The sequence below is a fragment of the Mycobacterium sp. NGS39 genome, from assembly GCF_059812765.1.
This window is the reverse complement of record NZ_JCALDH010000001.1, coordinates 24,871-42,594: the sequence shown is the minus strand read 5'-3', so window position 1 is coordinate 42,594 and position 17,724 is coordinate 24,871. Positions and strand designations below refer to the sequence as shown.

The window sequence follows — 17,724 nt, the reverse complement described above, 5'->3', positions numbered from 1 at the left end:
CGCTCGGAGGAATGCCGTGGCAGACAAGACCAGCACAGCCAAAGGGGGTGGTGCCGCGCCGGTCGTGGACAGCCCGGCGGCCATCCGCAATGTGGTCCTGGTGGGACCGTCGGGGGCCGGTAAAACCACACTCGTCGAGGCGCTGCTGGTGGCCGCGGGGGTGCTTCCGCGAGCAGGATCGGTGGTCGACGGCACTACAGTCTGCGACTTCGACGACGCCGAGATCCGCCAGCAACGTTCGGTGGGGCTGGCGGTCGCGCCGCTGATGCACGACGGCGTCAAGGTGAACTTGATCGACACCCCCGGCTACGCCGACTTCGTGGGCGAGCTGCGCGCCGGCCTGCGAGCCGCCGATTGCGCGCTGTTCGTGATAGCCGCCAACGAGGGCGTCGACGAGCCCACCAAGATGCTGTGGCAGGAATGCGACCAGGTGAACATGCCGCGGGCGGTGGTGGTGACCAAGCTCGACCACCCGCGTGCCAATTACGAGAACGCGCTGGCCGCCACCCGGGACGTGTTCGGCGACAAGGTGTTGCCGCTTTATCTTCCGGTCGACAACGGCTTGCTCGGACTGCTGACCCAGCGCTGTTTCCTGTACAAAGACGGCAAACATGAAGTGCGAGAACCAGATTCGTCGTATGCCGACCGGATCGAAGATGCCCGTGGCTCGCTGATCGAAGGCATCATCGAGGAGTCGGAGGACGAGTCGTTGATGGACCGCTACCTCGGCGGTGAGGAGATCGACCAGGCGGTGCTGATCGAGGACCTGGAGAAGGCGGTCGCGCGTGGGTCGTTCTTCCCGGTCATTCCGGTCTGCAGCAGTACCGGCGTCGGAACGCTCGAGTTGCTGGAGGTGGCGACCAGCGGCTTCCCGTCACCGCTAGAGCATCCGCTGCCGGAGGTGTTCACGCCTCAGGGTGCCGCCCGCACGCACCTCACCTGCGACCCGGCCGGCCCGTTGCTGGCCGAGGTGGTCAAGACGACCTCCGACCCGTACGTCGGGCGGGTGAGCCTGGTGCGCGTGTTCTCCGGCACCATCCGACCCGATGCGACGGTGCACGTCTCGGGTCACTTCAGTCAGTTCTACGAGCACAGCAGCCACGCCGACCACGACGAAGACGAACGCATCGGGCCGCTGTCGTTTCCGCTGGGCAAGCAGATGCGGCCCGCCCCGGCCGTCATCGCCGGCGACATCTGCGCGATCGGCCGGCTCACCCGGGCAGAGACCGGAGACACGTTGTCGGACAAGGGCGAACCGCTGGTGCTCAAACCATGGTCGATGCCCGAGCCGCTGCTGCCGGTGGCGGTGCAGGCGCACGCGAAGACCGACGAAGACAAGCTGTCGGTGGGCCTGCAGCGGTTGGCCGCCGAGGACCCGACTTTGCGTATCGAGCAGAACCAGGAAACCCACCAGATTGTGTTGTGGTGCATGGGCGAAGCGCACGCCGGTGTGGTCCTCGACGCGCTCGCCAACCGCTTCGGGGTCACAGTTGACACCGTCGAACTGCGGGTGCCGCTGCGAGAAACGTTCGGCAGCAAGGCAAAAGGCCACGGCCGCCATGTCAAGCAGTCCGGCGGACACGGCCAGTACGGCGTCTGCGACATCGAGGTGGAGCCGCTGCCGGAGGGCTCGGGATTCGAGTTCGTCGACAAGGTCGTCGGCGGCGCGGTGCCTCGCCAGTTCATCCCCAGCGTGGAGAAGGGCGTGCGCGCACAGATGGAAAAGGGCGTTGCCGCAGGTTATCCCGTTGTCGACATCCGGGTGACGCTGCTCGACGGAAAGGCCCACAGCGTCGACTCGAGCGACATGGCGTTCCAGATGGCCGGTGCGCTGGCGCTGCGGGAGGCGGCCGCCGCGGCGAAGATCAACCTTCTCGAACCGGTGGACACGGTGTCGGTGGTGGTGCCCGACGATCTGGTGGGCGCGGTGATGAGCGACCTGTCCGGCCGGCGCGGCCGCTTGCTCGGCACCGATAACGTCGGCGACAACCGGACGATGATCAAGGCCGAGGTGCCCGAAGTGGAGCTGACCCGGTATGCGATCGACCTGCGCTCGCTGTCCCACGGTGCGGGCTCGTTCACCCGCACGTTCACCCGTTACGAGCCGATGCCGGAGTCGGCGGCCGCGAAAGTCAAAGCCACCGCCTGAGATTTCTGCCCGCGCGCGAGGCTGGAGCCATGACCGAGATCAAGCCCTTCCGCATCGACGTTCCCGACGACGTCCTCGACGACTTGCGACGCCGGCTGGCCCACACCCGATGGCCGGAGCGCGAAACCGTCGACGACTGGAGCCAGGGCATCCCGCTGGCCTACACCCGCGAACTCGCCGAGTACTGGGCCGACGGGTACGACTGGCGCTCCCGCGAAGCCGCCCTGAACCGATTCGACCAGTTCACCACCGAGATCGACGGGCTGACCATCCACTTCATCCATCAGCGCTCCCCGAACGACGACGCGTTCCCGCTGATCATCACCCACGGCTGGCCCGGCTCGGTCGTGGAGTTCCAAAAGGTGATCGAGCCGCTCAAAGCCGAATTCCACGTGGTCTGCCCGTCTCTGCCGGGCTACGGGTTCTCAGGCAAGCCGACCACCACGGGATGGGGCGTCGACAAGGTGGCCGACGCGTGGGAGACGTTGATGACCCGGCTGGGCTACGACCGCTACGGCGCGCAAGGCGGCGACTGGGGCGCCGCGGTGACGACGGCGATCGGCCGCAACGGCGCGACCAACCACTGCGTGGGAATCCACCTCAACTTCGCGATCGCTTTTCCGCCAGGCGATCTCAGTGATCCGACACCGGAGGAGAAGCAAGCGCTGAAAGCCATGCGCTACTACGACAAGTGGGATTCGGGTTACTCCAAGCAACAGTCGACGCGTCCGCAAACGGTCGGCTACGGGCTGGTCGATTCCCCGGTCGGCCAGCTGGCCTGGATCGTCGAGAAGTTCTGGGCCTGGACGGACTGCGACGGGCATCCGGAGAACGCGCTGACCAAAGACGAGCTGCTCGACAACGTGATGACGTACTGGGTGACGGCGTCGGCCGCATCATCGGCCCGGATGTACTGGGAAAGCTACAACTACTTCGGCAGCTCCGGCCGCGTCGAATTACCCACGGGCATAGCGTCTTTCCCGAAGGAGGTCGTGCGCCCTCCGCGGCACTGGTGTGAGCCCAAGTACAACATCACGCACTGGACCGCGATGCCGCGCGGCGGGCACTTCGCCGCGTTCGAGCAGCCGGAGCTGTTCGTCGAAGACGTCCGAAAATTCTTCGCGACGGTGCGCTGAGCCGCCGCACTGAGTTACACCGAACGTGAGCACAGTGCGAAATTACGGCCCATCTTCCGCGCTGTGCTCACGCTCGGCGAAGCTGACGAAAGGACGGTTTGCGGTGCGCACCGAATCCACGACCGACTTCGAGCCCCGCGCGGCCAGCGGTGCACAGACGGCGCGGCTGGGGTTGACGGTGGGAGCCCTCGGCGTGGTGTTCGGCGACATCGGCACCAGCCCGATCTACACGATCCAGACGGTGTTCAACCCGCACGATCCGCACCCGGTACCGATCTCAGAGCACAACATCTACGGCATTGTGTCGTTGATCTTCTGGTCGGTGATGATCATCGTCACGCTGACGTACGTCACGCTGGTGATGCGCGCCGACAACCACGGCGAGGGCGGCATCATGGCGCTGATCACGCTGGTGCGGAAGTGGGCCACCGGCAGGCGTCCTCGCACGGCGGTGATCCTGGCCAGTCTCGGAATCTTCGGCGCCGCACTGTTCTTCGGCGACAGCATGATCACCCCCGCGATCTCGGTGCTGTCCTCCGTCGAAGGTCTCAAGGTGGTCGAGCCGGGCTTCGAGGATTGGGTGGTACCGATCACCGCGGTGATCATCGTGCTGTTGTTCTCCGTGCAGCGACGGGGCACAGGCACCGTCGGCCGGTTGTTCGGACCGGTGATGATCGTCTGGTTCGTGGCGATCGGCGCATGTGGGATACGCAGCATCGTCGACCACCCGCTGATCCTCAAGGCGTTGTCGCCGACGTATGCGCTGGCGTTCATCGCCGGTCACTTCCACATCGCGTTTTTCGCTTTGGCGGCAGTGGTGCTCGCAGTGACCGGCGCCGAAGCGCTCTACGCGGACATGGGCCACTTCGGGCGGCCGGCGATCGTCCGAGCCTGGCTGCTTCTGGTGCTGCCGGCCTGCACACTGAGCTATTTCGGTCAGGGGGCGTTGCTGCTCGGCGACGAGAAGAACCGCAGCGCGCCGTTTTTTCTTCTCACCCCGGAATGGGCGCGAATTCCGATGGTGCTGTTGGCCACTGCCGCGACGGTCATCGCATCACAGGCAGTCATCACCGGGGCGTATTCGGTGGCGTCGCAGGCCGCGCAACTCGGTTATCTGCCGCGTCTGCGGATTGCTCACACGTCGGAATCGACGGTCGGGCAGATCTATGTGCCGTGGATCAACGGGATGCTGTTGGTCGCGGTGCTCACGCTGGTGTTCGCGTTCCGCAGCTCCAGTGCGCTGGCCTACGCGTTCGGCATGGCGGTGACCGGAACGATCACGATCACGACGCTGCTGTTCTTCTACCTCGCCTACACGCGATGGCGAACTCCGTTGTGGCTGGTGCTCATTGGCGGGGGCACGCTGCTGGCCGTCGACCTGATGTTCTTCGCCGCGAACCTCACCAAACTCGTGCATGGCGCATGGCTGCCACTGCTGATCGGCATCACGGCGTTCACGGTGATGACCACCTGGCAGCGCGGCCGCGAGATCGTGACGCGGGCGCGTGCGCAAGCCGAAGGTCCGCTTCGCGGGTTCATCGACGAGATCACGCACCGGCAGCCGCCACTGGTCCGCATTCCGGGCACGGCCGTGTTCTTGAACCGCGGCAGTGAAACCGCCCCGCTGGCATTGCGGGCCAACGTCGAACACAACCGCGTGCTGCACGAGCACGTCGTGATCTTGTCGCTCGACACTCTGCCCGTGCCGCGTATCCCGGACGACGAGCGCGCGCAGATCGACGATCTGGGTTATGCCAAAGACGGCATCCTCCACGTCAACGCCAGGTTCGGATACATGGAAAGACCCAATGTGCCAAGGACTTTACGGCTGCTGGATCCCAGCGAGACCGAGGGCAAACTCGCCGTCGAGAACGCGTCGTATTTCCTGTCGAAGCTGGAGCTGGTGACGGGCAACGCGCCGACGATGGCCAAGTGGCGCAAGAAGTTGTTCATTGCCACGTCGTACATCACCGCCGATGCCGCCGCGTTCTTCGGCCTGCCGTTGGACCGCACCGTGGTGATGGGCTCGCGCATCGAGGTCTAGCCACCCACGCTGGGCGCCGAAACGGTATTCCACGCGGCCCGCTCTCGTGATTTCCCGCGCTGGCTACCGGCTCGGCGATCAGCCGCCCGCCCGCTTCAGCTGCGCCCGCGCATCTTTCAGCTGCTTTGCGGCGTCGCGGCTGGCGTCTTCAGCGGCGCGCAGGTCCCGTTCGGCTTCGTCGTAGCGCCGACGCGCCGCCGCGACCGCCTCATCGGCTTGGGCCTTCGCCTGTTCCGCCGCGGTCGCAGCGGCCCGCGCTCGCTTGATCTCCGTCTGATCCGGCTCTCGTTCGACGTCCGGCTTCGAAGCGGCCACTGAAGCCGCCAACGCGAAATCACCGAAGCCCGACCACTGTTCGGGCTTGGTCAGCCGACCCAGCCGCGCGGCCACGTCGGCGTCCGCAACCGCGGCTTGCAAGGTGGCCGTCACGTCCTCGCGCAGCGCCGCCGACGGGTCGTCGATCTCCGCGGCGTCAAATGCCGTCCGCGACAGCTCGTCGATGAGCTTGCGTTGTTCGGCGGAAAGTTCGCGGATGCGGTCGCCTTCCAACGCGGAGTGCGCCTGGCGTAACCGTTCGCCCAGATCCCTGAGCCGCTGTGTGGCCTTGCCGTGGCTGAGGGCAAGCCGATTGACCACCCACGCAGCCTGCGTGGGCTTGCGGGCGGCGGTGATCTGCTTGGCGGCCTGCGTGTCACCGCGATCCTTCGCGGCGGCCGCGAGTCTGCTGCGGGTGGCCGTGAACTTGTCCGGCGTCACCCAGTACAACTCGTCCAGTGCGTCGTCGGCCATGAGGCCATGATTACCCTTGACCGCGATGCTGCACCCACCGAACACCCCGCTGGGCAGGTTCGGCATGGAGACCCTCGTCGACAGCCCCGACCCGTTCGTGGGTGCGATCCCGATGGCCGGCCTCGTCAACCCGGTGACCGGCGCGCCCACCGTCGCGCCGCTGGCCGTGCTCGTCGACTTCGTCGCCGGACTGGTCAACCACTATCGCCGCGGCCCCGACGAGTGGACGGTGTCCAGCGAGCTGACGCTGGACCTCGCGCCCGACGCGCTGGCGGCGATCGCGCAGGCGCCCGACATCCCCGTCGTGGGCACGGCACGGCCAGTCGGCCCGAAGGGCAGCACGTCGCTGGGAGTCTGCGACGTCACCCACCGTGACGCGATCGTCGGTGTGGGCACCGTGCGATCGGTTCACATTCGGCTTCCCGGCCACTTCCCGCAGGCGCCGAAACAGACGACGGCGCACCCGACGCCGACTGGGCTGGCAGAGATCATGGCGCTGCGCATCGAACAGGGCGATCCGCCGGTGCTGTGCCAAGACCCCCACGCGGCACTCGACAACAGCATGGGCATCGTGCACGGCGGAATTGCTGCTGCCGGATTGGAACTCGCCGCGTCAGCTGCACTCAGCGCCGGCCGCCCCGACGGTCCGCTCGACACCGCGTCGCTTCGCGTGAACTACCTGCGCCCGTTCCGCGGCGGCGCCGAATCCCGTTACACCGCAGAGGTTTTGCATGCGGGACGGCGAAGCGGCGTCGCGACAGCACAGGCAATATGCGACGACGGCGCCGTCGCGCTCGTCGCCAACGTCACGGCCTACCGGCGATGAAGTTCTGGGCCGGCACAGCGTTCATGGCGCCCACCGACGTGATCGCGGTCGCGACCATGCTCGACGAAGCCGGGTACGACGGGATCGTCACCTCCGATCACCTGATCTATCCGCGAACGCTGACCTCGCGCTATCCGTCTCCGCAAGGCGTGCCGCCGTGGCCGCCGGAAACCGCATGGCCGGATTCGTGGGTGCTCATCGGCGCGATGGCCGCCGTCACCACGCGGCTGCGGTTCTCGAACGCGGTGTACGTCGCACCGGCGCGGCCGCTGTTGGAGGTCGCCAAGCAGGTGGCGACGGCTGCGGTGCTGTCGCAGGACCGGGTGTCTCTTGCCGTCGGAGTCGGTTGGATGCGTGAGGAATACGCGCTGATGGGCCAGGAGTTCCACACCCGCGGCCGGCGGCTCGACGAGATGATCCCCGCGCTGCGGGCGCTGTGGGGCGGCGGCTGGGTGTCGTGGAACGGCGTGCACTACCAGGTGCCCGAGATGATGATCGAGCCCCACCCCGCTCAGCCCGTGCCGATCCTGTGCGGCGGCGAGTCCGAGGCGGCGCTGCGCCGCGCGGCGCGTCTGTGCGACGGCTGGGTTGGCTACGCCTACGGCTGGGACGACGCCGCCGGATACGCGAGAAGGCTGACAGACTTACGCCGCGAGTACGGCCGCGAAGGCGAGCCGTTCGAGATCATGCTGGCGTTGCTGGAACCGCCGACGCCCGACCTCTACAAGCGCGCCGAGGACATCGGCATCACCGCAGTCATGTGCAGTCCGTGGGCCACCGACGCCGGCGTTCAATCCGGAGGCGACGTCGGCCGCTACCGGGCAGCGATCGAGCGGTTCGCCGACGCGATCATCGACAAGTCGCGATGACCCCCGACCCCGCAGGCCCGGTGGGCTGGCCCCGACCGTATCCCCGCGGCGATTCACCGGTGTTTTACAGTCCGAAGGTGCCATCGACAGTCAACGTCGACTTCGTCCGGCCCGGCGTCGCCCTGCTGCAGCTGAACCGTCCGGAGCGGCTGAATGCGATCGACCAGACCTTGCGCTCCGAACTCCTGCAAACGTTGCAAGCCCTCTCCACCGACACGTCGGTCAACGTCGTCGTGGTCACTGGCACCGGCCGCGGCTTCTGCTCGGGCATGGATGTGCGCGGATTCGGCGACAGCGCTCCAGAAGCGAACGACCCGGCGATCGAGCGGCTGCGGTTTCAGGAGTCGATGGCCGCACTGCCTCAAGCGATTCGGGACCTGCCCCAGCCGGTGATCGCGGCGGTCAACGGGCCGTGCGTCGGCGCCGGTCTTGCGCTCTGCCTGGCTGCTGACATCAGGATCTGCTCTGCCACAGCAACATTCGGCAACGCGGCCATCTTGCTGGGGCTGTCGGGAGCGGAAATGGGGATGAGCTATTTTCTGCCCCGTATCGTCGGCTCGAGTGTGGCCGCAGAGTGGATGCTGACCGGGCGCACGGTGTCCGCCGAGGAGGCTGATCGCCGCGGGCTGGTCAGCCGGGTGGTTGAAGCGGACCGCCTGCTGGACAGTGCACTCGAAATCGCTTCTGCCATCGCAGGTCTCACTCCGCTGGGTGTGCAGCTGACCAAGCGGGCACTGCAAGTCAACACCGACGCCGCCGGCCTGGCGTCGGCCCTGGAGCTCGAGAACCGCAACCAGGTTCTCAGCCACGCGACTGACGAAGCCGCCGCGCTGCGCCGGAAGTGGTCGTCGTGAGCGGGCCGCTGCGCGGCGTGCGGGTGGTGATGATGGGCGGCTTGGGGCCGGGCCCGTTCTGCGGCATGCTGCTCGGCGACCTCGGCGCCGACGTGGTGCGGGTGGATCAGCCACGTCAGGCGGACGGCGGGTTGCCCATCGACTACACCGTGCGCCGCAGCCAGCGTTCGGTGGCGCTCGACGTCAAGGACCCGCGTGGCCGCGAACTCGTGCACCGGTTGGTCGAAGACGCCGACGCGTTCGTCGACGTCTTTCGTCCCGGGGTGGCTGAGCGGCTGGGCATCGGCCCCGCCGAGCTGCACCAGGTCAACGGCCGGCTGGTGTACGCGCGGATGACCGGCTACGGCCAGGACGGTCCGTACGCCGACCGGGCCGGCCACGACATCAACTACATCGCACTGGCGGGCGCGCTGCACGGAATAGGCACCCAAGACACACCGGTTCCACCTCTGAACCTTGTCGGCGACTACGGCGGCGGCGGAATGCTTTTGGCGGTGGGCTTGTTGAGCGCGATTCTGCACGCCCGCGAATCCGGCGAGGGTCAAGTGCTCGACGTGGCGATGGTCGACGGTGCCGCTGCGCTGATGGCTCCGTATCACGGGATGGTGGCCGCCGGCACGTGGCGCGATCACCGGCACGACAACCTTCTCGACGGCGCGGCGCACTTCTACGGTGTCTACGAGACCGCCGACGGCAAGCACATGGCGGTCGGGGCGCTCGAGCGACAGTTCTACGCGGAACTGTGCCGGCGAATGGGCGTCGACGTCCCGCAGGACTACGACGATCCGTCCGCATGGAGTGCCCACCGCGAGACGTTCGCGGCCCGGTTTCGACAGAAGACACGTGCCGAGTGGGAACGCGAACTGGACTCGGCCGATTGCTGCGCAGCGCCCGTGCTTTCGATCAGCGAGGCGCCGCATCATCCGCACAACGTAGCCAGGCGATCGTACGTCGAGGTCGGCGGAGTGCTCCAACCGGCGCCCGCGCCGCGGTTCTCCAAAACCGTTCCGGCACAACCGACTCCGTCGGCTCTGCCCGGCAACCACACCTGCCAGGTGTTGAGGCAATTGGGCCTCGATGAGCACGCGATCGCCGAGCTGGTCGACGCCGGCGTCGCCAGACAGAGCAGGAAGGACGACTAGTGGCGTGGGACTTCTCCACCGACTCCGAATGGGCCGCGCAGTTGGAATGGGTAAACGACTTCGTCCGCGAGGAGTGCGAGCCGATCGATTTGATCGTCGAGGAGTCTCACGACCTGAACGACCCGGTGCGCCAAGCTCTGATTCCGCCGCTGCAGGAAATCGTCAAGGAACGCGGCTTGTGGGCCACCCATCTCGGCCCGCATCTCGGCGGACCCGGCTACGGCCAGGTGAAGCTGGCGTTGCTGAACGAGGTCCTGGGCCGCTCCGAGTGCGCGCCAATCGTTTTCGGCTCGCAAGCCCCTGACTCGGGCAATAGCGAAATCCTGGCTCACTACGGCACGCCCGAACTCAAGCAGCGTTACCTCGAGCCGCTACTGGACAACCGGATCGTGTCATGCTTCTCGATGACCGAGCCGCAGGGTGGCGCGGACCCGAAGGTGTTCACCACCACGGCCGTCCAGGACGGCGACCACTGGGTGATCAACGGAGAGAAGTGGTTCTCGTCGTTCGCGTCGATCGCGTCGTTCATCATCGTGATGGCGATGACCGACCCCGACGCGCCGCCCTACCAACGGTATTCGATGTTCGTCGTGCCGGCGGAGACACCCGGGATCAACGTGTTGCGCAATGTTGGCCTGGGTTATCAGCCTCTGGGCGGCGGCCGCGAGGGCTATGTGCGCTACGAGAACGTGCGCGTGCCGGCCGACCACATGCTGGGCCCGCGCGGCGGGGCGTTCGTCGTCGCCCAGACCCGCCTGGGCGGCGGTCGCATTCATCACGCGATGCGTACCGTCGGGCTGGTGCGGCGGATCTTCGACATGATCTGCGAGCGAGCGGTATCTCGGTACACCCAGGGCGAGGTGCTGGCCGACAAACAGTTGGTGCAGGAGATGGTCGCGGACTCGTGGATGGAGATCGAGGCGTTCCGGCTACTGACCTTGCAGACGGCGTGGAAGATCGACCAGCACAACGACTACAAGGCCGTTCGCACCGACATCTCCGCGGTCAAGGCCATGATGCAGAAGGTGCTGCACGACGTGTCGGCGCGGGCTTTGCAATTACATGGCTCGCTGGGCGTGACGCATGAGATGCCGTTCGTGCAGTACCTTGTCGAGTCGTTCGTGCTCGGCCTGGCTGACGGGCCCACCGAGGTGCACAAGGTGACGCTCGCTCGACTGCTGCTCAAAGACCGCACGCCGGCGCCGGACCTGTTTCCGTCCGAGCACCTGCTGCGGCTGCGCGAGGCGGCTGAGGCCAAGTTCGCTGACAAGCTCGCGGGCATCCCCCGCAACTGAGCCGCCGAAACGCTAACGCAGCCAACCCATTTCGCGCAGAAACGGCTGGGTGTGCGCGATGCGGCCGGTGAGCGTCTTCGGATCGCCCGTGCACAGCTCCAGCGCGGTCTGCGTGATGAGCTCGATGTCCTCGGTGTCCGTCTTGGCCAGATCCAGGGTGCCGGCGCCCGGGGTGGCGACCGGGTTCGACGGAGCTGCGGCATTCACGGCGATGCCGTCGTCGTACAGTTCGGCGGCAAGGCTTTTCGTGAGCCGGTTCAACGCCGCCTTTACGGTTCCGTAGATGCCGAAGCCGGCTGTGCGGTCGAACTCGGAAAAAGGCGGCCCCTCAGGCAAATCGCCGCCGACCGAGGTGACGTTGAGCACCCACCCGCGGCCGCGTTGCCGCATCGCCGGGATCGCCAGTTGTGTGAGGTGCAGCGGCGCGAACACGTGCATCTCGAACATCAGCCGCACCCGTCGGTCCGGGAACGTGTCCAGCGGCCGCAGAAAGGTGACGGCGGCGTTGTTGACCAGAACGTCGGGCGCGCCGATTTGCTCGACCACCTCGGTGAACAGCCGGTCCCGCTCCTCTGGCTTGGACAGGTCGGCCTGCACCGCGATCGCCGCGCCGCCGTCTGCGGTGATCTCGTCGAGCGTGTCCCGCAGCGACCCCTGATATCTGGGGTCGGGCTCCATGGTCCGCGCGGTAAGCGCGACGGTCGCCCCTTCGCTGGCCAGCCGCTGCGCGATCGCCTTGCCCAGACCCCGGCTGCTTCCAGTCACCAGCGCGGTCTTGCCGGCGCACCTTCCATTACTCATCGCAGAGACGCACGTTACCGTCAAGGGCGTGAAACTGTCCGGTGTTGGGATATGGAGTTCGCAGCTGCGGTACGGCGATAAGGCCCAAGCGGGCGAGGCCGCCGCCGAACTCGAGGAACTCGGTTATTCGGCGTTGTGGATTCCCGACGTCGGCGGACCGGTGTTCGATTCGGTGGCGCACCTGCTGGAGTCCACAGCGCGCACGGTGATTGCCACCGGAATCCTGAACCTGTGGATGCACACGCCTGACGAGACGGCGCAGTCCTTCGCGTCGCTCACCGCAGCGCACGGAGAGCGGTTCCTGCTGGGCATCGGGGTCAGCCATGCGCCGCTGATCGACTCCAAAGAGCCGGGCCGGTACCGTCGGCCGCTGGCAGCCACCCGGTCGTTTTTGGACGGGTTGGACGCCGCGTCACCGCCGGTGCCTGCCGAGCACCGGGTGCTGGCCGCGCTCGGGCCGAAGATGCTGCAGTTGGCGGCGACGCGTTCCGCGGGCGCGCACCCCTACCTGGTGACACCGGAGCACACGGCGTTCGCCCGCGAGACGATGGGTGCGGGCCCGGTGCTTTATCCCGAGCAGACGGTGATCCTGTGCGACGACCGCGACACCGCACGCTCAATCGGCGCGAACTGGCTGCGCTCCTACCTCGCCATGCCCAATTACGCGAACAACCTTCGGCGGCTCGGCTTTTCGGACGACGACCTGTCCTCGGTGAGTGACCGGCTGCTCGACGCGGTGATCGCGTGGGGCGACGAGGACGCCGTCGCACGCCGGGTCGACGAGCACCGGTCCGCCGGCGCCGACCACATCTGCATCCAGGCGCTCGACGCCGACCCCACCGCGTTCCCGCGTGAGCAGTGGCGCCGACTCGCCGCCGCGCTGACATAGCCGGCCATGTCTGAACTCGACATCGGCATCTACGTGCCGCAGATGGGCTTCTCGTACGCCGACATCCTGCACCGCGCGCTGCGCTGCGAAGAGCTGGGCATCGGTTCGCTGTGGCTGTACGACCACCTGTACGGGCCCGGCATGCCCGACGTGGCGTCGATGGAAGCCTGGACGTTGGCGACGGCGCTGCTGAGCCGCACCGAGCGGCTGCGGGTCGGACACATGGTGCTGTGCAATCAGTTTCGCCACCCCGCGGTTCTGGCCAAGATGGCCACCACGCTCGACCAGATTTCGGCGGGCCGGCTGTATCTAGGCATCGGCAGCGGTTCCATCGAGGACGAACACCACCGCACCGGTCTGCCGTGGGGCAGTTTTCGCGAGCGCTCGGAACGCCTGGGCGAGACGCTGGAGATCTTGACGCAGGCCTTCACCGACAACGTGATCGACTTCGCCGGAACGCATTACACGGTCCAGGCGATGCCGATCAAGCCGGGCCCGGTCCAACGACCCCGGCCGCCGATCATCGTCGGCGGTGTGGGTGAAAAGTACACACTGCCGTTGGTCGCACGCTATGCCGACATCTGGAATGTGCCGACGTACGCGCTCGGCGAGCTGGAACACAAGGTGTCGGTGCTGCGATCACTGTGCGAGCAGATCGGGCGCGACTTCGATTCGATCGTGCTGTCGATCGAGGCGGTGATGGCGCTGGCTCCCGACGACGCGTCGTTGCCCAAGGTGCGCGAGGTCGCCGAAAGGCGTTTCGGCGTACCAGCATTCGGGCTGCATGAAGGTGGGCTGGTCGGCACCCCGCCGGCCGTTGTCGAACGGCTTGGCGAGTTGAAGGGACTTGGCTTTCGCCAGATCGTGCTGTTCACCCACGACCGCGCCGCCGACGACACGTTGGAGTTGTTCGCGTCGACGGTTCTGCCGCAGCTCGACTAGGTCAGTCCTTACGGTAAGGGTCCGGCAGTGGACGGTTCGCGACAACGGGAAACTCCCCGGTGAAACCCATGCGTTCCCGGGCGACGGCCAGCACGCGGGCCCGAACCGCATACCAGCCTGCGATCAGCGCAGGAATGATGACTGCCAGGGTGGACACCGTCCACGTGCCGATCGGCGGGTCGAGTGCCATCAGAACGAGGACCGCGACCAAGAACGCCATCGTCAGGTAGCTGGTCCAGGGTGCAGCCCACAACCGGAAAGTGGGCCGATTCAGGATGCCTTGTTTCGACCAGCGGTACAGCTGCAGCTGGCACAGCACGATCGTGCCCCATGACGCGATGATGCCCAACGCTGCCATGTTCAAGACGATCTCGAACGCCATCTCGGGCACCACGCCGTTGAGCAGCACGCCGAACAACCCGATCAGGGCGGTGAGACAGATGCCGCCGTACGGAACACCGCGCCGGTTCATCAGCGACGTGAACTTCGGCGCGCTGCCGTTCATCGCCATCGAACGCAGGATCCGGCCGGTCGAATACAGACCCGCGTTGAGGCTCGAGAACGCTGCCGTCAGGACAACGACGTTCATGATGGTGCCGGCACCGTTGACGCCGATCTTGGAAAAGAATGTGACGAAGGGACTTTCGCCGGCCTTGTAAGCCGAGTACGGCAACAGCAGGCCCAGCAGAAAGGTCGAGCCGACGTAGAAGAGCGCGATACGGGCGATCACCGAGTTGATCGCGCGCGGCATGACCTTCGCGGGATTGGCGGTCTCACCGGCTGCCGTGCCCACCAACTCCACGGCGGCATAGGCGAACACCACCCCCGAGGTGACGATCACCAAAGGGAACAGTCCCGTCGGGAACAGGCCCCCGTGGTTCGCGATCACGCTGAACCCGGTCGGCTGGCCCTGCACGTGGTAACGGCCGGCCAGAAAGATCGTGCCCGCCACCAGAAACGTCAGCAGCGCAAGCACTTTGACCAGTGCCGCCCAGAATTCCAGCTCGCCGAAGAGCGTCACCGAAATCAGATTCATTCCCAGAACGACGGCCAGGGCGATCAACGCTATGAGCCACTGCGGAACGCTCGAAAACCCCGACCAGTAATGGAAATACGTGGCTATCGCGGTCGAGTCGACGATAGACGTCATCGCCCAGTTCAGGAAGTACATCCAGCCGGCGACGAAAGCTGCCTTCTCACCGAAGAATTCGCGTGCATAGGATACGAACGAACCCGATGACGGCCGATGCAGCACGAGCTCGCCCAGCGCACGCAGGATCAAGAATACGAACACGCCGCAGATCCCGTACACCAAAAACAATGCAGGGCCGGCGTTTGCGAGCCGACCACCGGCACCCAGGAACAGCCCGGTGCCGATCGCGCCACCGATCGCGATCATCTGCAGCTGGCGCGGTTTCAGACCCTTGTGGTAGCCGGCCTCCTCGTGGGTGAAGGCGGACCGGTCGTAATCCGACGGCGTGCGCGATGCGGGGGTGGCGGCCATCGACCTGGTTCCTCACTCGTCGGTGTTCTGCTGCTGACCGGCGACAGGCGGATTCGGGATGTCACGGAATGTGAACACGAAGCCGAATACCGCGATGCCGGCCGCAGCAGCGTAGCCGATGATCGAGTACCACCCGGCATGCAGATAAGCGGTCACCGCGACAATGAACATCGCGAGGAACACCATCGACATCCCGATCAACGGTGTCTTGGCCTGGAAATCGATCCGCGCCATCGACCATCACCTCCGCGCCCGCCACGGTGTACCGACAGTCAACACCGCGAGCGTGCCGACGGCAATGTCAGGGCAGAAGCAACCTCAGTCGTTCCCAGCCGCGAACGGTGGACGTCGGAGCCATTTCATGGTGTCGTAGTCGATGTCCCACTCGGGCCAGCGATTCAGTAGTTCGTCGAGTGCCACCCGCCCCTCCAGCCGGGCCAAGTTCGCGCCAAGGCAGTAATGCAGTCCCTTGCCGAACGTCAGGTGGCTGATGTTGTCGCGGTGGATGTCGAACCGGTCGGGGTCTTGGTAGCGGCGGGGGTCGCGATTCGCCGAACCGAACAGCAGCAGCATCGCGCTGCCCGCGGGCACGGTGGTGCCGTAGCACTCGAAATCCTTTGCCATGTATCGCGCGACATGCGGCCCGGTGGGCTCGAAGCGAAGCGTCTCGTCGACCGCACGCTGCAACAACGACCGGTCCTCGACCACTTCACGGCGCTGGTCCGGGTGTTCGGCGAGCACCTTCGCCAGCCAGCCGATCAGCCGTCCAGTGGTCTCGTTGCCGGCACCTGCGACCACTTGCGTGTAGTGCAGCACCTCTTTCCGAGTGAGCTTGCGGGTGACGCCCTGTTCGTCCTCGAACTCCACGTTCAGCAGCGCCGTCATCAGGTCGTCGGAGGGATTCTTGGACCGCCACTCCACATAGTCGGCATAGATGCGCCCGTCGGCGATCCGGTCAGGTTGGGAAACCTTCATCGGTGCACCGGGTTTGGTGCGCAAATTAGCGTCGTTGGCATCGCGCACCGCCACCTGATCGGACTCCGGAATGCCGAGCAGCATACCGATGACCCGCATCGGCATCATCGCGGCCAGTTCGGCGATGATGTCGAAGCTGTCCGAACCTACCAGCGGGTCAAGGCAATTCACGCAGTACCGGCGGATCTGGTCCTCGATCTCAGCCATCCGTCGCGGCGTGAACACCCGCGACATCAGCCCGCGCAGCATCGTGTGCACGGGCGGGTCCTCGAACATCATCACGCCCTTGGGCATGTCGAACTCCGACTTCACCAGCTCCAGGATGTCGCTGCGCTGGTTGGAGAACGTCTCCCAGTCCAGCAGGGCCTTCTCGACGTCGGCGAAGCGCGACAACGCCCAAAAGTCGTAGCGGTCGTTGTAGTAGATCGGCGCCTCGTCACGCAGCCGCGCGTAGGTGGGGTACGGGTCGGTGACGATGCCGATGTCATACGGGTCGTAGTAGACGGTGGTGGAGTTCGCGATGGTCATGATTCCTACTTCAGACAGCTGCCGGCGTCGACGGGAAGCGTGACGCCGGTGATGTAACGCGATTCGTCGGAGGCGAGAAACAACACGGCGTTGCTGATGTCCTCGGCCTCCACCCAGGGAATCGGCAACATGTGAAACGTCTGGCACACCGGGGCGAGATCGTCGGGCCCGGGATTTTGCAGATCCGGCCGGAACAGCCGGTACGTTTGCTCGTTCATCAGCAGCGGAGTGTTGACGTGGGTGGGATGCACGGAGTTGACCCGAATCGAATGTTGGCCCAGCTCAACGGCAAACGTCCGCATCAGCCCGACGACACCGTGTTTTGCGGCGGTGTAGTGTCCGGTGTGCGGATACGCCTTGAGGCCCGCCACCGAACTCGTGAGCACGATCGAGCCGCCTCGACCGCCCGCCTTGATGTGGCCGACGCCCGTCTTGACGGTCTTCCACACTCCACTCAGGTTGACGTCGATCATCTCCTGCCAGACGTCGTCGGCCATTTTGTCGAGCCGCATACCGATGGTGCCGATTCCGGCGTTGGCGACGATCACGTCGAGCCTGCCGAGTTGCGACACACCAGCGTCGACGGCGGTTCTCAGTGCCTCGAAGTCGCGCACGTCGACCTCGGCCGTGACGATCCGCCGGTCCAGGTTCTTGACCAGTTCCGCGGTGTGCGCCAGGTCTTCTGGCGTGGCGCCCGGTGCCGGCGACTTGTCGAACGGCCGGCAGATGTCGACGGCGATGATGTCCGCGCCCTCCTGCGCCAGTCGCACGGCGTGGCTGCGGCCCTGACCTCGCGCCGCGCCGGTGACCAGCGCGACCTTTCCTTCGACCCGACCCGCCATCGCAGCCCTTCTTCTTTTGGGCGATCGCCCAATATTTGTCTTGCGGTATGTGTAGCACCACGTAGAGTGGTCGGTCAAGGGCAGGGAAAGGCCGAGATGACATCTGCTAAAGCCGGCGTGCGGGATTCAGGTACCCGCA

General features: G+C 66.0%; 15 protein-coding genes and 1 pseudogene. 10 read left to right on the top strand and 6 right to left on the bottom strand.

Translation table 11 applies throughout. The features are described from left to right. Positions 1-16: 16 nt before the first annotated feature. The 3 genes from AC5Y39_RS00215 to AC5Y39_RS00205 all read left to right on the top strand — a co-directional run bounded on the left by AC5Y39_RS00215 (position 17) and on the right by AC5Y39_RS00205 (position 5,329). A complete protein-coding gene (locus AC5Y39_RS00215; RefSeq protein ID WP_500015694.1) occupies positions 17-2,149 on the top strand; it encodes an elongation factor G-like protein EF-G2 in 2,133 nt (710 codons plus the stop codon). Between the two features lie 29 nt (positions 2,150-2,178). After that, positions 2,179-3,285 (top strand): epoxide hydrolase family protein, encoded by a 1,107-nt coding sequence (locus AC5Y39_RS00210; protein ID WP_500015692.1) that lies wholly within the window; start codon positions 2,179-2,181, stop codon positions 3,283-3,285. A gap of 103 nt (positions 3,286-3,388) precedes the next feature. Further along, positions 3,389-5,329, top strand: coding sequence for a potassium transporter Kup (locus AC5Y39_RS00205; RefSeq protein WP_500015690.1), 1,941 nt, complete (start codon positions 3,389-3,391; stop codon positions 5,327-5,329). A 78-nt stretch (positions 5,330-5,407) separates the two neighbouring features. Here AC5Y39_RS00205 and AC5Y39_RS00200 read toward each other — a convergent pair whose 3' ends face one another. After that, the gene (locus AC5Y39_RS00200) at positions 5,408-6,118 is read right to left on the bottom strand and encodes a hypothetical protein (protein ID WP_500015688.1); all 711 of its coding nucleotides are present in this window, start codon (positions 6,116-6,118) and stop codon (positions 5,408-5,410) included. Between the two features lie 25 nt (positions 6,119-6,143). Here AC5Y39_RS00200 and AC5Y39_RS00195 point away from each other — a divergent pair, with 25 nt between their 5' ends. The 5 genes from AC5Y39_RS00195 (at position 6,144) to AC5Y39_RS00175 (ending at position 11,104) form a co-directional block, all read left to right on the top strand. Then, positions 6,144-6,944: a PaaI family thioesterase gene (locus AC5Y39_RS00195; RefSeq protein WP_500015686.1), complete on the top strand. Its 801-nt coding sequence runs from the start codon at positions 6,144-6,146 to the stop codon at positions 6,942-6,944. Further along, complete coding sequence (locus AC5Y39_RS00190; RefSeq protein ID WP_500015684.1) at positions 6,941-7,813, top strand: TIGR03619 family F420-dependent LLM class oxidoreductase; 873 nt, start codon at positions 6,941-6,943, stop codon at positions 7,811-7,813. The genes AC5Y39_RS00195 and AC5Y39_RS00190 overlap by 4 nt, the downstream gene beginning before the upstream one ends. A 77-nt stretch (positions 7,814-7,890) precedes the next feature. Continuing rightward, positions 7,891-8,667: an enoyl-CoA hydratase/isomerase family protein gene (locus AC5Y39_RS00185; RefSeq protein ID WP_500015682.1), complete on the top strand. Its 777-nt coding sequence runs from the start codon at positions 7,891-7,893 to the stop codon at positions 8,665-8,667. After that, positions 8,664-9,809, top strand: a complete 1,146-nt coding sequence (locus tag AC5Y39_RS00180; RefSeq protein WP_500015680.1) for a CaiB/BaiF CoA transferase family protein — start codon at positions 8,664-8,666, stop codon at positions 9,807-9,809. Before AC5Y39_RS00185 ends, AC5Y39_RS00180 begins: the two co-directional genes overlap by 4 nt. Further along, entirely contained in the window at positions 9,809-11,104 is a 1,296-nt protein-coding gene (locus AC5Y39_RS00175; protein ID WP_500015678.1) for an acyl-CoA dehydrogenase family protein, read from the top strand. The genes AC5Y39_RS00180 and AC5Y39_RS00175 overlap by 1 nt, the downstream gene beginning before the upstream one ends. Positions 11,105-11,116: 12 nt before the next feature. On the opposite strand, the gene AC5Y39_RS00170 is transcribed toward AC5Y39_RS00175, so the two are convergent. Beyond that, positions 11,117-11,905, bottom strand: a complete 789-nt coding sequence (locus AC5Y39_RS00170) for an SDR family NAD(P)-dependent oxidoreductase (RefSeq protein ID WP_500015676.1) — start codon at positions 11,903-11,905, stop codon at positions 11,117-11,119. 28 nt (positions 11,906-11,933) lie between these two features. On the opposite strand from AC5Y39_RS00170, the gene AC5Y39_RS00165 reads away from it, so the two are divergent. Beyond that, on the top strand, positions 11,934-12,794 hold the full coding sequence (locus AC5Y39_RS00165) for an LLM class F420-dependent oxidoreductase (RefSeq protein WP_500015674.1): 861 nt from the start codon (positions 11,934-11,936) through the stop codon (positions 12,792-12,794). Between the two features lie 6 nt (positions 12,795-12,800). Next, positions 12,801-13,736 carry an LLM class flavin-dependent oxidoreductase gene (locus tag AC5Y39_RS00160; RefSeq protein WP_500015671.1) on the top strand — a complete coding sequence of 312 codons (936 nt, stop codon included), beginning with the start codon at positions 12,801-12,803 and terminating at the stop codon, positions 13,734-13,736. Position 13,737: 1 nt separating this feature from the next. Here AC5Y39_RS00160 and AC5Y39_RS00155 read toward each other — a convergent pair whose 3' ends face one another. The 4 genes and pseudogenes from AC5Y39_RS00155 to AC5Y39_RS00140 all read right to left on the bottom strand — a co-directional run bounded on the left by AC5Y39_RS00155 (position 13,738) and on the right by AC5Y39_RS00140 (position 17,585). Further along, positions 13,738-15,240, bottom strand: a complete 1,503-nt coding sequence (locus AC5Y39_RS00155; protein ID WP_500015669.1) for an amino acid permease — start codon at positions 15,238-15,240, stop codon at positions 13,738-13,740. A gap of 12 nt (positions 15,241-15,252) precedes the next feature. Next, entirely contained in the window at positions 15,253-15,474 is a 222-nt protein-coding gene (locus AC5Y39_RS00150; protein WP_499904548.1) for a hypothetical protein, read from the bottom strand. A 67-nt stretch (positions 15,475-15,541) separates the two neighbouring features. Continuing rightward, positions 15,542-16,743 (bottom strand): annotated as a pseudogene (locus AC5Y39_RS00145) (cytochrome P450). A gap of 5 nt (positions 16,744-16,748) precedes the next feature. Then, complete coding sequence (locus AC5Y39_RS00140; RefSeq protein WP_500015668.1) at positions 16,749-17,585, bottom strand: mycofactocin-coupled SDR family oxidoreductase; 837 nt, start codon at positions 17,583-17,585, stop codon at positions 16,749-16,751. Between the last annotated feature and the right edge of the window lie 139 nt (positions 17,586-17,724).

What these genes read in the sequence shown, in the direction of transcription:
- AC5Y39_RS00160 (WP_500015671.1), top strand. Translation starts at nt 12,801, where the DNA reads ATGTCTGAACTCGACATCGGCATCTACGTGCCGCAGATGGGCTTCTCG.
- AC5Y39_RS00210 (WP_500015692.1), top strand. Translation starts at nt 2,179, where the DNA reads ATGACCGAGATCAAGCCCTTCCGCATCGACGTTCCCGACGACGTCCTC.
- AC5Y39_RS00150 (WP_499904548.1), bottom strand. Translation starts at nt 15,474, where the DNA reads ATGGCGCGGATCGATTTCCAGGCCAAGACACCGTTGATCGGGATGTCG.
- AC5Y39_RS00190 (WP_500015684.1), top strand. Translation starts at nt 6,941, where the DNA reads ATGAAGTTCTGGGCCGGCACAGCGTTCATGGCGCCCACCGACGTGATC.
- AC5Y39_RS00155 (WP_500015669.1), bottom strand. Translation starts at nt 15,240, where the DNA reads ATGGCCGCCACCCCCGCATCGCGCACGCCGTCGGATTACGACCGGTCC.
- AC5Y39_RS00170 (WP_500015676.1), bottom strand. Translation starts at nt 11,905, where the DNA reads ATGAGTAATGGAAGGTGCGCCGGCAAGACCGCGCTGGTGACTGGAAGC.
- AC5Y39_RS00140 (WP_500015668.1), bottom strand. Translation starts at nt 17,585, where the DNA reads ATGGCGGGTCGGGTCGAAGGAAAGGTCGCGCTGGTCACCGGCGCGGCG.
- AC5Y39_RS00200 (WP_500015688.1), bottom strand. Translation starts at nt 6,118, where the DNA reads ATGGCCGACGACGCACTGGACGAGTTGTACTGGGTGACGCCGGACAAG.
- AC5Y39_RS00195 (WP_500015686.1), top strand. Translation starts at nt 6,144, where the DNA reads ATGCTGCACCCACCGAACACCCCGCTGGGCAGGTTCGGCATGGAGACC.